Below are 13,136 nucleotides of genomic sequence, written 5' to 3'. Positions count from 1 at the left end.
AACGATACCAATCGAAGCAACCCAACCGCGAGGGCAACAACATGAACACTTCCGTCGGCGGCATTCGCCGTCTCGGCATGCGTGCGCTACTGGTCGACGACGAAATCGCGCAGGAAACCGCGACCGGCCGTGCGGTCCGCACGCTGAGCGCGGAACTCGCGCAACGCGGCATCGACGTGTTGACGGCCACGTCCGCCGACGATGCCGTCGTGCTGATCCGCTCCGATCCGTCGATCCAGTGCGTGCTGCTCGACTGGGATCTCGGCGTGGACGGTCACGGGCCGTCCGAGGCGGTGGTCGACGCGATCCGGCATCGCAACGGCAGCGTGCCGATCTTCCTGCTGGCCGACCGCAGCGTCGCGTCGACGGTGCCGGCCGCGGTGATGGGCAAGGTCGACGATTTCGTGTGGCTGCTCGAGGATACGGCCGACTTCATCGGCGGGCGCATCCACGCGGCGATCGAACGCTATCGCTCGACCGTCCTGCCGCCGATGTTCGGCGCGCTCGCGAAGTTCTCGCGCGTCTACGAATACTCGTGGCATACGCCGGGCCACACGGGCGGCACCGGTTTCCTGAAATCGCCGGTCGGCCGCGCGTTCTTCGAGTACTTCGGCGAATCGCTGTTCCGCTCGGACCTGTCGATCTCGGTGGGCGAACTCGGCTCGCTGCTCGATCATTCGGGCCCGATCGGCGAAAGCGAGCGCTATGCGGCGCGCGTGTTCGGCGCGCATCGCACGTATCACGTGACGAACGGCTCGTCGACGTCGAACCGCATCATCCTGATGGCGAGCGTGAGCCGCGACCAGATCGCGCTGTGCGACCGCAACTGCCATAAGTCGGCCGAGCATGCGATGACGATGTCGGGCGCGATTCCGACCTACCTCGTGCCGACGCGCAACCGCTACGGGATCATCGGGCCGATCGCATCGGAGCGCCTCACGCAGGCGGCGATCCGCGAAGCGATCGCATCGAACCCGCTCGCGGCCGGGCTGGCCGATCGCCAGCCGAAGCACGCGATCGTCACGAATTCCACGTACGACGGCCTCTGCTACAACGTCACGCGCGTCGAGGAATTGCTCGGCGCGAGCGTCGACCGGCTGCACTTCGACGAAGCGTGGTACGGCTACGCGCGCTTCAATCCGATCTACCGCGACCGCCATGCGATGCACGGCGACCCGCGCGACCACCACAGGGATCGGCCCACGGTGTTCGCGACGCAGTCGACGCACAAGCTGCTGACCGCGTTGTCGCAGGCGTCGTACATCCACGTGCGCGACGGCCGCAGCCCGATTCCGCATGGCCAGTTCAACGAAACGTTCATGATGCACGCGTCGACGTCGCCGAACTACGCGATCATCGCGTCGAACGACGTCGCGGCCGCGATGATGGACGGCCCCGGCGGCGCCGCGCTGACGCGCGAATCGATCGAGGAGGCCGTCGCGTTCCGGCAGATGATCGCGCGAATGAACAATGAATTCGGCGCGAAGGGCGACTGGTTCTTCGAATGCTGGCAGCCCGATACCGTGCTCGAGGCGCGCACGGGCCGCACGCTGCCGTTCCACGAAGCGCCGCCCGAGCTGCTCGCGAGCGACCCGGCGTGCTGGGTGCTGCGCCCCGGCGCGCAATGGCACGGCTTCGGCAATATCGAGGACGGCTACTGCATGCTCGACCCGATCAAGGTGTCGATCGTCACGCCGGGCGTCGCGCCGGCCGGCGGCCTGATGCCGGTCGGCATCCCGGCGAGCATCGTCACCGCGTATCTCGATGCGCGCGGGATCGTCGTCGAGAAGACCACCGATTTCACGATCCTGTTCCTGTTCTCGATCGGCATCACGAAGGGCAAGTGGGGCTCGCTCGTCAGCGCGCTGTGCGATTTCAAGCGCGACTACGACGCGAACCTGCCGCTCGACATGGCGATTCCGTCGCTCGCGAACGAGCATGGTTCGCGCTATGCGGGCATGGGGCTCAAGGATCTGGCCGACACGATGTTCGCGGCGATGGAGCAGCTCGGCACGACGCGGCTGATGTCGGAGGCGTTCTCGATCTTGCCGACGCCGGAGATGAGCCCGGTGCGCGCATACGAGCATCTCGTGCAGGGCCGCGTCGAACAGGTCACGCTCGACGAGCTGGCCGGGCGCACGGTGGCCACCGGCGTCGTGCCGTATCCGCCGGGCATTCCGCTCCTGATGCCGGGCGAGAACGCGGGGCCGGCCGGCGGCCCGGTGCTCGGCTACCTGAAGGCGCTCGAAGCGTACGACCGGCGTTTCCCGGGCTTCGCGCACGACACGCACGGCGTGGAAGTCGAGGACGGCACGTACCGCGTGTACTGCCTGACGGCCTGACGAGCGAACGAACGAGCGACCGGCCGCGCGGCGGCCTCACATCGAAGGATCGAACACCATGGACAACGCAGCGCACCTGTCCGGCGCGGCCACGACGGCCGCGCCGAAGAACCGGATGAACGTCTGGCAGCTCACCGTCCTCACGGCGGTCAACATGATGGGCTCCGGCATCATCCTGCTGCCGGCGAAGCTCGCGCAGGTCGGCACGATCTCGCTGCTGTCGTGGATCGTCACGGCCGGCGGCTCGCTCGCGCTCGCCTATGCGTTCGCGCGCTGCGGGATGCTGAGCCGCAAGCCGGGCGGGATGGGCGGCTACGCGGAGTACGCGTTCGGCAAGGCCGGCAACTACATGGCGAACTACACGTACGGGCTGTCGCTCGTGATCGCCAACGTCGCGATCGGCGTCACGGCGGTCGGCTACGGCACCGTGCTGTTCGACGCGACGCTGTCGCCGCTGCAAACGGGCCTCTGGACGATCTTCCTGCTCGTGCTGACGACGGTCGCGAACTTCGGCGGCTCGCGCATCACCGGCCGGATCGGCGCGGTGACGGTATGGGGCGTGATCATTCCGGTCGTCGTCGTGTCGCTGATCGGCTGGTTCTGGTTCAGCGGCGCGACCTGGGGCGCCGCCTGGAATCCGCACGACCTGCCGTTCGGGCCTGCCGTGGGCGGCTCGATCGCGGTGACGCTGTGGGCGTTCCTCGGGCTCGAATCGGCGTGCGCGAACTCCGACGCGGTGGAGAATCCGGAGCGCAACGTGCCGATCGCCGTGCTCGGCGGCACGATCGCGTCGGCGATCTTCTACATCGTGTCGACCAACGTGATCGCCGGGATCGTGCCCAACGCGATCCTCGCGAAGTCGAATGCGCCGTTCGGCATCGCGTTCGCGACGATGTTCACGCCGGCCGTCGGCACGATCGTCACCGCGCTGATGGTGATCGCATGCATCGGCTCGCTGCTCGGCTGGCAGTTCACGGTGGCGCAGGTGTTCAAGAGCTCGGCCGACGTCGGCTACTTCCTGCCGGTGTTCGCGCGCGCCACGCGCACGGGCACGCCGATCGTCGGCATGGTGATCCTGCTGGTCGCGCAGGTCGCGCTGGCGCTGATGACGATCAGCCCGGAGCTGAGCAGCCAGTTCCAGAAGATCGTCGATCTCGCGGTCGTCACGAACCTCGTGCCCTACGTGATGTCGATGGCCGCGCTGATCACGATCCAGAAGGTCGCGAAGGTGCCGCCCGGCAAGGCGCTGTTGACGAACGTGGTCGCGATGGTCGCGACCGCGTACAGCTTCTACGCGCTCTACAGCTCGGGCGAGCAGGCGCTGATGCTGGGCGGCCTGTGCGTGTTCCTCGGCTGGACGCTGTTCGGCTTCGTCAGCGCGCGCTTCTACCAGATGGAAGTCGATGCGCACGTGAAGGAACCGGGGAAGTCGCTGCAGGCGTGAACAGGCCCTAACGCTGCCGCTGCATCAGCAGCGGCGGGAGTGCTCGTTTCAGCAGATCGACGACGGCGCGCACGCGCGGCGGCAGCGACCGCTGCGCGTGCACCAGCACGTTAAGTGCGAAGTCGGGAACGTCGTAGTGCGGCAGCAGGCGGACGAGCCGGCCGTGCGCGAGCGCATCGGCGCAAGCCGGGTGCTGGACCACGCCGATGCCGCCGCCCGCCGCGATCGTGTCGAACATCGGGCGCCAGTGGCTCGCGGTCATGACCGTGCGGATACGCGCGTATTCGACTGCGCTGCCGTCGCGCTGCAGCGGCACCTGTTCGTTCGCGAACACGCCTTTCACGCGGATGAACGGATGGTTCGCGAGATCGGCCTTCGTGTCGATCGGGCCGTGCCGGTCGAGATACGACGGTGCGGCGACGAGCACGCGGCCGACCGCGCCGAGCGCGTAGGCGACGAAGCCGCCGTCGCCGAGCTGGCCGACCCGGATCGAAATGTCGACGCCCTCGGTGACCGGATCGACGATGTCGTCGTTCAGCACGAGGTCGATGTGCAGCTTCGGATACGCGGTGCGGATCTGCATCAGCACGCCCGGCAGTACGACCTCGCCGAAGCATTGCGGCGCCGCGAGCCGGATCGTGCCGTCGAGCGCGTTTTCCGTCTTCGACACCGATGCAACGGCCAACTCGGCCGCCTCGAGCAGCGCCTTGCTGCGTTCGTAGAAAAGGCGGCCTTCCTCCGTGCACGCGAGCGTACGCGCACTGCGCATCAGCAGCCGCGTGCCGAGATGTTTCTCGAGTTTCTCGATGCGCTCGCTGACGGCCGGTTGGCCCATGTCGAGATCCCGTGCCGCGCCGGACATCGTGCCGCGCTCCACGACCCTGACGTAGATGCGCATCGTCGCCAACAAATCCATGAAGTCGCGCCTTTTGTCTTCCGGTACGATTTTGTGCCGATCGACGGATGGTATCAAAGCGGCGGAGGGCCGACGGTGTGCGTCGGGCCGATACTCATTATCGGCCGGGGCGCTCATGGTGCCGACGAAGCCGCGTGCGTTCGTCCGCGCCGTGAGCGAAAATCGGCTTCGTTCCCGCGCGACCGACAGGAGACCCGGCATGACGCAACGCAACGAAGCCCCACGGACGCATTGCGTCGCATGGCAGATCGTGCAGACGTGGCAGGCGGCCGAATGGTGCCGGCTCGACGAGTCGCAAACGGGCATCGCGCTGGCGGGGACGGTGGCGGGCGCGATCGACGGCACGCCGTTTCGCATCGATTACGCGATCGCATGCGGGACCGACTGGCTCACGCGTTCGGCGCGCGTGACGCGGTGGACCGGCACGGCGCCGCCACGGCAATGGGACATCGCGTGCGATGCGGGGCGGTGGACGATCGACGGCGTCGATGCGTCGGCGCTCGCGGGCGCGACCGACATCGATCTCGGCTTCAGTCCGTCGACCAATACGCTGCCGATCCGGCGGCTCGCGCTCGCCGTCGGCGAGTCGGCGGAGATTCGCACCGCGTGGCTGCGTTTTCCGGATGTCGACATCGTGCGCGGCGAGCAGCGCTATACGCGCACTGCGCCGCACGTGTATCGCTACGAGAGCGGCACGTATGCGGCCGATATCGCGATCGACGGCGCGGGCCTCGTCACCGACTACGACGAATGGCGGCGCATCGGCGCGGCGCCCGCTTCGTGACGCATCAGCGCGCGCTGGCGACCGACAGCTTGCCCGGGATCAGCTTCAGCGTGCTGAACGCGTCGGCGATGCTCTGCTGGTACGCGAGAGTCGCTTCGGTGATCGGCTGCACGCCGTAGCCGGCGCGCCTGAGCGCGACTTCGAGCGTCGGCGCGTCGAGGCCGACGAGCGGGGACAGTTGCGCGGCCACCTCGGGCACGTGATCGCGCGCCCAGCGGTCGACCGCATCGACTTCGTCGAGCAGCGCGCGCAGCACCTGCGGGTGCGCGGCCGCGTACTTGCGCGCCGCGAGGTAGTACTGCGTATTGCGCACGAGCGCGTCGCCGTTCGCGACCACGCGCGCGCCGAGCTGCCGTTCGGCGGCGGCCAGATACGGATCCCAGATCACCCACGCATCGACGCTGCGCTGCACGAACGCCGCGCGTGCGTCGGCCGGCGTCAGGTAGATCGGCTGGATGTCGGCATAGGTCAGGCCCGCGCGCTCGAGCGCCTTCACCAGCAGGTAGTGGACGTTCGAACCCTTGTTGAACGCGACCTTCTTGCCGCGCAGTTGCGCGACGGTTCGGATCGGCGAATCGGGCAGCACGACGATCGCCTCGCCCTGGGGCGCGGGCGGCTCGTTGCCGATGTAGACGAAATCGACGCCGGCCGCCTGCGCGAAGATCGGCGGAGTTTCGCCGACCGTGCCGACGTCGATCGCGCCGGCGTTCAGCCCCTCGAGCAGTTGCGGGCCGGCCGGGAATTCGAGCCATTGCACGGCGACGCCCTGGCTCGCGAGACGCTTCTCGAGCGTGCCGCGCGCCTTGAGCACGACGAAGTTGCCGTATTTCTGGAAGCCGATGCGCAGCCGCGTGCCGCCGGCGTCGGCGCGTGCGGGCGCGGCCGCGAGCGGCCCGAGCGCGAGCCCGGCCAGCCCGGCGGCCGCGCCGTGCAGCCACTGGCGGCGGCGCGGGTTCGCCGGAGTCGATTCAAGGTCTGCGTTCGGTGTGTCGTTCATCGAGGCGTCCTGCTGGCGGGTTCACGGGCCGCGCGCGAAGGCGGCGCGGCCGGCGCAGGACCGGGCCGGATGCGGGCGACGCACGCAACGGGCCGGCCCGCGCCGGAGTCAGGACGATACGGCGCGGCGGGCCGGCGGCCAACCAACGAATCCGAATATGCAAATCAGCGGCCGGACGATACGTAACCGGTGACGCGGCAGCACGCCGCCGCGCTCACTCGGTGACGAGCAGGCGCTCCTCGATCGAATCGACGCGATCCGGATAGAACGCGAGGTGCCCGCGAATCGATTCGACGGCCGGATTCGGATGCTCGTACGTCCACACGGCGTTGATCGAGCGTTCGCCGCCGGCGGGGATCGAGTAGTACGCGCAATCGCCCTTGTACGGGCAGTAGGTCGCGTGGTCGGTGCGTTCGAGCAGCGACATGTCGGCATCCTCGCGCGGAATGTACAGCACCGCCGGATAGCTGGCCTCGCGCAGCACCAGCGCATGGCGCGTATCGGCGACGACCTTGTCGGCCACCTTCACGATCACGCGGGACGAATGCGGTTCGATCAGGATCGGGTGATCGGGGCCCGGCGACTTCACGGGACGAGAGGGCGTATCGGGGTTGATCGGCATCGGGTTCCTCCGGAAAGGGCGGCGCGCACGGACGCGCCGTGCCGGCATGTGCACGCCGGGCGGATTCCCGCGCGCCGGCGCCGGCGTCGGCCAATCGATACGATGCACCCATTCCGGAGAACTTGCAGGGGGCCGGAAGGCCGTGCGGCGGTTTTCGATCGGGTGTCCGGACGGCTCGCCGCGGCGGGGTTCCGCATGCATGCGGCGCTCGCATGGACTTTTCGATGCAGCGGCAGCGGGATGCATCCACGACGATAAGCAACGCGGAATTAATTGGTAAGCGATCGGCGGCAGGCGCGCGAAGATCGGCGGTCATCAATCGCATGACAGCCTTTTTTATCCGCCACCATGAAGAATCCTTTCGTTTCGTCAGCCGCGCGCCGCACGCGCGGCGTATCGCATGCCGGCGCCGCGCTCCGCTGCATCGCCGCGTCGTTGCTATTGGCGGGCGCCGCGACGAACGCGCTCGCGGCGCCCGCGGGCAAGACGCTCGTGTACTGCACCGAAGGCAGCCCGGCCGGCTTCGATCCCGGCCAGCACACGACGAGCACCGATTTCGATGCGAGCACGTACCCGGTCTACAACGGGCTCGTGCAGTTCAAGCGCGGCACGCTCGATCTCGTACCCGCGCTCGCGACGAGCTGGGACGTGTCGCCCGACCAGCGCACGATCACGTTCCACCTGCGGCGCGGCGTGAAATTCCAGACCACCGCGTGGTTCAAGCCGACGCGTCCGTTCCAGGCCGACGACGTCGTGTTCACGTTCCGCCGGATGCTCGACCCGGACGATCCGTTCCGCAAGGCCTATCCGGTCAGCTTCCCGTATTTCAGAGATCTCGGCTTCGACCGCAACATCGAGCGCATCGAGAAAGTCGACGACTACACGGTGCGCTTCGTGCTGAAGTCGCCCGACGTCGTGTTCGTGCGCAATCTCGCGATGGCGTTCGCGTCGGTGCTGTCGGCCGAATATGCGGGGCAGCTCGCCGCGCGCCATCGCGAGTCGGACATCAACCAGTTCCCGGTCGGCACGGGGCCGTTCGTGCTGCGTACGTACCAGAAGGACGCGCTGATCCGCTACGACGCGAATCCCGACTACTGGAACCCGGACGACGTGAAGCTCGCGCGCCTCGTGTTCGCGATCACGCCCGACCCGGCCGCGCGCTTGCAGAAGCTCGTGGCCGGCGAGTGTCAGGTGTCGGCGTTTCCGCGGCCGGCCGATCTCGAGACGGTGCGGCGCGACCCGAAGCTGACGCTGTTTTCGGGGACGGGCTTCAACGTCGGCTTCGTTGCGTACAACACGCAGCATCCGCCGCTCGATCGCGTCGACGTGCGGCGCGCGCTCGACATCGCGATCGACAAGGCGGCGATCATCAAGACCGTGTTCAACGGCGACGCGACGATCGCGACGAACCCGATGCCGCCCGCGCAATGGTCGTACAACCCGCGCCTGAAGGACGCGCCGCGCGATCCGGCCGCCGCGAAGGCGCTGCTCGCGCAGGCCGGCTTTCCCAACGGCTTCGACCTCACGCTGTGGGCGATGCCCGTGCAGCGCCCGTACAACCCGAACGCGCAGTTGATGGCGCAACTGATCCAGCAGGATTGGGCGAGGATCGGCGTGCGCGCGAGGATCGTCAGCTACGAATGGGGCGAATACAACCGCCGCGCGAAGCACGACGGCCAGCACGACGCGATCCTGTACGGCTGGTCGGGCGACAACGGCGACCCCGACAACTGGCTCGGCACGCTGCTCGGCTGCGACGCCGTGCACGGCAGCAATCTCGCGAAGTGGTGCAACAAGGACTTCGAGCAACTCGTGACGGCGGCGCGTTCGAATGCCGATGTCGCGAAGCGCACGGCGCTGTACGAGCAGGCGCAGGTGGTGTTCAAGGACCAGGTGCCGTTCACGCCGATCGCGACGTCGATCGTGTCGCTGCCGATCTCCAGGCGCGTCCACGGGCTGACGTTCTCGCCGCTCGGCGGGCACCGGTTCGACGGCGTGTGGCTCGATTGACGGAAGGGGGGGCCGGCGCGCCCGTGCGCACCGGCGTTTGCCGCGTCAGTCGAGCGCGACGGCCGCGGCCGTTTCGACCGGCGTGCCTTCGAGCGCGACCGACGGCCGGCCGTCGGGGCCTACCGGCACGTCGCCGACGAGCGTCGTGCGATATAGCTGGCGGTCGAAGTCGAGATCGAAGATGTCGACGGGCGCGAGATGCGCGGTCGCCCGGTTGTCCCAGAACGCGATGCTGCGCGGCTCCCACTTGAAGCGGATCGTGAATTCCGGCCGCGTCACGTGCTCCCACAGCAGTTCGAGCAGCGCCTGGCTCTCGCGCGGCGTCAGCCCGACGATCGATTTCAGGAAGCTCGGGCTCACGTACAGCGCGCGTTCGCCGGTTTCCGGGTGCACGCGCACGAGCGGATGCTCGGTCACGAGCGGGCGGCGCTCGACCGCATCGTCGAATGCGCCGGTCGCGCGCGCGCCTGGCGGCGGCGTGAAGCGATGGATGCCGCGCAGCGTGTCGACGAAGCCGCGCAGCGGCGCGGACAGCGTTTCGTAGGCGCGCACGAGGTTGGTCCAGTGCGTGTCGCCGCCGTACGGCGGGATCGTCACGCCGCGCAGGATCGATGCCCACGGCGGATTCACGGCGGCCGTCACGTCGGTGTGCCAGCCGGTCCAGGGCCGGCGCACCGGTTCGCCTTCGAAGCGCGTCGCCTTGCGATGCTTCGCGATCGAATAGACGGCCGGATGGCCGTCGACATGCCCGAACACCGGGTGCCCAACCGTCGGCTCGCCGAACTGCGCGGAGAACGCGACATGTTGCTCGTGCGTGAGAAATTGTTCGCGGAAGAAGACGACGCGCCATTTCAGCAGCGCGGCGCGGATCGCCGCGATCTGCGGCGTGGTCAACGGTTGCGTGAGGTCGACGCCGCGGATTTCCGCACCGATGTGGGCGGACAGCGGGATCACGTCGACCGGCTGCGCGGCGGGTTCGAGTAGGGCGCTCATGCGACGCTCCTGGCGGAAGTGAACGGGGAAGACGGACGACATCGTTGCGCATGCAAGCATCGGTCCGGTGGCGCGAGGTTCATTGCGGGTGTCCGGCAGGGAGTGGCGCGGCGGCGCGCGGGAAAAAGGGAAAGGAAACAGGAAAAAGGGCGCCGCCGCGGGACATGGACGTTATTGCAGCGTGGCGCCGGGCCCCTTCAGCAGGACGCTCCGGCGGCCGTCGATGCCGACCGGCACGTCGCCGTGAACGGTCGCGCGGCGCACGACCCGGCGCGCATCGCCGTAGTCGTTGATCGCATAGTGCTGCGTCGCGCGGTTGTCCCAGATCGCGACGTCGCCCTCCTGCCAGTTCCAGCGCACGGTGTTCTCGAGACGCGTCACGTGCTCGTGGAACACCTGCAGCAGGTGCGCGGAATCCTGCGCCGACAGCCCCTTGAGCCGCTGCACGAAGTGTCCGAGCACGAGCGTGCGCTCGCCGGTTTCCGGATGCACGCGCACGACCGGGTGCTCGGTTTCGTAGACGGTCGACGTGAACACTTCGCGGTAGCGCTTCAGTTGTGCATCGTCGGCGTGCACGTGCGTCGACGCATAGTCGTAGGCGTTCGTGTGCAGCGCCCACAGCGTGTCGGCGAGCGCGCGCAGCGAATCGGGCAGATGCGCGTACGCGGCGGCCGTGTTGGCCCATACGGTGTCGCCGCCGAACGGCGGGATCACGACCGCGCGCAGGATCGAGACCTTCGGGTACGCATCGACGAAGGTCACGTCGGTGTGCCACGAATTCGCGCGTGCGCCGTGCGCGGAATCGAGTTCGAGCAGCGCCGCGCTGCCGTCGACGGACGGCACGGTCGGGTGCGCGACCGTGTCGCCGAAGCGGCGGGCGAACGCTTCCTGCGCGGTGTCGTCGAGATGGTGCTGGCCGCGGAAGAACAGCACCTTGTGCCCCAGCAGCGCGGCGTGGATCGCGTCGAACGTCGCGTCGTCGAGCGTGGCCGACAGCCGCACGTCGGAAATTTCGGCGCCGATCCGGCCGGCGACCTGGCGAAGCTGAAGCGGGACGGCGGCCGTGCGCGGCGCGGCGTGCGAAGCAGGCGAAGGCGAGTGAGCGGCGTGCTGGACATCGGACATCGGGAGTCTCCTGGAGTCGGGTCGGTCGAGCCTCCATTCAAGCAGGCGCCGCGCGGATTCGGAACCGATGAATCGTCACAACCTTAGCGTGCGGGCTGCGATGAACGATATGTGTCGTCATGCTGAGCAATGCAAACGCGTTGTATCGCTACCACGCGAGCCGCCATTCGCCGATCGGGTGCGCTCGCGCCGCGTCGATGCGCTTGCCGCCCGACGCGTCGTCGCCCGACGGGTCGCTGTCGTCGAAATCGGCGAGCACCGTGGCGCGCAATCGCGCGAATGCCGGCGAATCGCGCCGGCGCGGGCGCGGCAGCGCGACGTCGACGATGCGCGCGATGCGGCCCGGACGCGGCGCCATCGTGACGACGCGGTCGCCGAGATAGACGGCTTCGTCGACGTCGTGCGTGACCAGCACCATCGTGATGCGTTCCTGTTCCCAGATGCGCAGCAGTTCGTTCTGCATCTTCGCGCGCGTCTGCGCGTCGAGCGCGCCGAACGGCTCGTCGAGCAGCAGCACGCGCGGCCGGTTCACGAGACCGCGCGCGATCGCGACACGCTGCGCCATCCCGCCCGACAACTGGTTCGGAAACGCGTGCTCGAAGCCGTTCAGCCCGACGAGGGCGATGTGTTCCGCGACCGCACGCCGTTTCGCGGCGGCGTCCAGCGGCGCGTTGCGCAGCGCGGCGCCGATGTTCTGTTCGACGGTCAGCCACGGAAACAACCGGTGATCCTGGAACACGATGCCGCGCTGTAGCGACGTGTCGCGCACGCGTTCGCCGCCCGCGCGGATTTCGCCCGTGTAGTCGGTGTCGAGCCCGGCGACGAGCCGCAGCAGCGTGGACTTGCCGCAGCCGCTGGCGCCGACGATCGTGACGAATTCGCCGGCACGCACGTGCAGCGATACGTCGTCGAGCACGGCGAGCGCCGCGTCGCGTCGCGCGTAGTGCTTGCTTACATGGAGGATGTCGAGCGAATCGGAGGCGAGGGTCGTCATGGCGGTACGAAGAAGGGGGCGGAAAGGAGGCAAGAGGCGCTTAGCGCGTGAGGTCGCCGCGCCGGGCCAGCACCTTGCGCTCGATCGCTCGCGCGCTCGCGTTCAGCGCCCAGCCGGTCACGCCGACGACGATGATCCCGAACAGCACGAGATCCATCCGGAACTGCTCGCTGCCGTCGATCAGCGTGTTGCCGATCCCGCTGCCGGCGACGAGCAGGTATTCGGCGCCGAGCGTCGCGAGCCACGAATAGATCAGGCCGAGATACAGGCCGGTGAAGATCGACGGCAGCGCGGCCGGCAGGATCACGTGGCGGATCAACTGGAGCCGCGAGTAGCGCAGCGCGCGGGCGACGTCGACATACGCGCGCGGCACCGCGTGAATGCCGTCGCAGGTATGGGCGGCGACCGGCAGCAGCGCGGCGAGTGACAGGAACACGACCTTCGCGACGTCGCCGAGGCCGAACCACACGGAAATCAGCGGAATCCACGCGAACAGCGAGATCTGCTTGAACGTGTCGAAGCTCGGGCCGACCATCCGCGCGGCGATGCGCGACAGCCCGAGCACCGCGCCGAGCAGGAGGCCGCCCGTCGCGCCGATCGCGAACCCGCACGCTTCGCGCGCGAGCGACGCCGACAGCGCACGGCCGAGCGCGCCGCTTGCCGCCTGCGCCCACGTGGTGTGCAGCACGTCGGCCGGGCCGACGAGCAGCCCGCTTCTCGCGAGATGCGCGGAAGCGATCGCCCACCAGAGCGCGAACGCCGCGAGCGGCAGCACGAAGCCGCGCCAGTCGGGCACATGCGGACGGCGGGCGGCCGCGGCGGATGTAGCGGTGGTAGCGGGCGGTGTGGCTGACGGCGCGGCGGCAGGCGGCACGGGCGATTCTCCTTCGGTTGGACGGGCGGGCCCGT

The 13,136-nt window shown here is 68.6% G+C and carries 11 protein-coding genes; 4 read left to right on the top strand and 7 right to left on the bottom strand.

Annotation, left to right across the window (positions count from 1 at the left end; all coding sequences use genetic code 11):
* Window positions 1–41 precede the first annotated feature (41 nt).
* Together LGM42_RS03790 and potE are read left to right on the top strand one after the other, a co-directional pair.
* A complete protein-coding gene (locus LGM42_RS03790) occupies window positions 42–2,342 on the top strand; it encodes an Orn/Lys/Arg decarboxylase N-terminal domain-containing protein (protein ID WP_226231599.1) in 2,301 nt (766 codons plus the stop codon).
* 58 nt (window positions 2,343–2,400) lie between these two features.
* A complete protein-coding gene (gene potE / locus LGM42_RS03785; RefSeq protein ID WP_059582571.1) occupies window positions 2,401–3,786 on the top strand; it encodes a putrescine-ornithine antiporter in 1,386 nt (461 codons plus the stop codon).
* 7 nt (window positions 3,787–3,793) lie between these two features.
* On the opposite strand, the gene LGM42_RS03780 is transcribed toward potE, so the two are convergent.
* The gene (locus LGM42_RS03780) at window positions 3,794–4,702 is read right to left on the bottom strand and encodes a LysR family transcriptional regulator (RefSeq protein WP_060311172.1); all 909 of its coding nucleotides are present in this window, start codon (window positions 4,700–4,702) and stop codon (window positions 3,794–3,796) included.
* Window positions 4,703–4,901: 199 nt separating this feature from the next.
* Between LGM42_RS03780 and LGM42_RS03775 the strand changes: the two genes are divergently transcribed.
* Window positions 4,902–5,486, top strand: coding sequence for a putative glycolipid-binding domain-containing protein (locus LGM42_RS03775; RefSeq protein ID WP_060311749.1), 585 nt, complete (start codon window positions 4,902–4,904; stop codon window positions 5,484–5,486).
* A gap of 4 nt (window positions 5,487–5,490) precedes the next feature.
* Here LGM42_RS03775 and LGM42_RS03770 read toward each other — a convergent pair whose 3' ends face one another.
* Window positions 5,491–6,483 (bottom strand): sulfonate ABC transporter substrate-binding protein, encoded by a 993-nt coding sequence (locus LGM42_RS03770; RefSeq protein WP_060311171.1) that lies wholly within the window; start codon window positions 6,481–6,483, stop codon window positions 5,491–5,493.
* Window positions 6,484–6,697: 214 nt separating this feature from the next.
* Window positions 6,698–7,105: a DUF427 domain-containing protein gene (locus LGM42_RS03765; protein ID WP_226231598.1), complete on the bottom strand. Its 408-nt coding sequence runs from the start codon at window positions 7,103–7,105 to the stop codon at window positions 6,698–6,700.
* Window positions 7,106–7,453: 348 nt separating this feature from the next.
* Here LGM42_RS03765 and LGM42_RS03760 point away from each other — a divergent pair, with 348 nt between their 5' ends.
* Complete coding sequence (locus LGM42_RS03760; RefSeq protein WP_226231597.1) at window positions 7,454–9,115, top strand: ABC transporter substrate-binding protein; 1,662 nt, start codon at window positions 7,454–7,456, stop codon at window positions 9,113–9,115.
* Window positions 9,116–9,160: 45 nt separating this feature from the next.
* Here the strand turns inward: LGM42_RS03760 and LGM42_RS03755 are convergent, their stop codons facing one another.
* The 4 genes from LGM42_RS03755 to LGM42_RS03740 all read right to left on the bottom strand — a co-directional run bounded on the left by LGM42_RS03755 (window position 9,161) and on the right by LGM42_RS03740 (window position 13,101).
* Window positions 9,161–10,108, bottom strand: a complete 948-nt coding sequence (locus LGM42_RS03755) for a TauD/TfdA dioxygenase family protein (protein ID WP_060311168.1) — start codon at window positions 10,106–10,108, stop codon at window positions 9,161–9,163.
* A gap of 171 nt (window positions 10,109–10,279) precedes the next feature.
* Window positions 10,280–11,233 (bottom strand): TauD/TfdA dioxygenase family protein, encoded by a 954-nt coding sequence (locus LGM42_RS03750; protein ID WP_226231596.1) that lies wholly within the window; start codon window positions 11,231–11,233, stop codon window positions 10,280–10,282.
* Between the two features lie 148 nt (window positions 11,234–11,381).
* Complete coding sequence (locus LGM42_RS03745) at window positions 11,382–12,227, bottom strand: ABC transporter ATP-binding protein (protein ID WP_226231595.1); 846 nt, start codon at window positions 12,225–12,227, stop codon at window positions 11,382–11,384.
* A gap of 40 nt (window positions 12,228–12,267) precedes the next feature.
* Complete coding sequence (locus LGM42_RS03740) at window positions 12,268–13,101, bottom strand: ABC transporter permease (RefSeq protein ID WP_226231594.1); 834 nt, start codon at window positions 13,099–13,101, stop codon at window positions 12,268–12,270.
* Window positions 13,102–13,136 lie beyond the last annotated feature (35 nt).

It is taken from the genome of Burkholderia sp. AU39826 (genome assembly GCF_020419965.1).
Taxonomy (GTDB): Bacteria; Pseudomonadota; Gammaproteobacteria; order Burkholderiales; family Burkholderiaceae; genus Burkholderia; species Burkholderia semiarida.
This window is presented reverse-complemented; position numbering and strand designations above follow the sequence as displayed.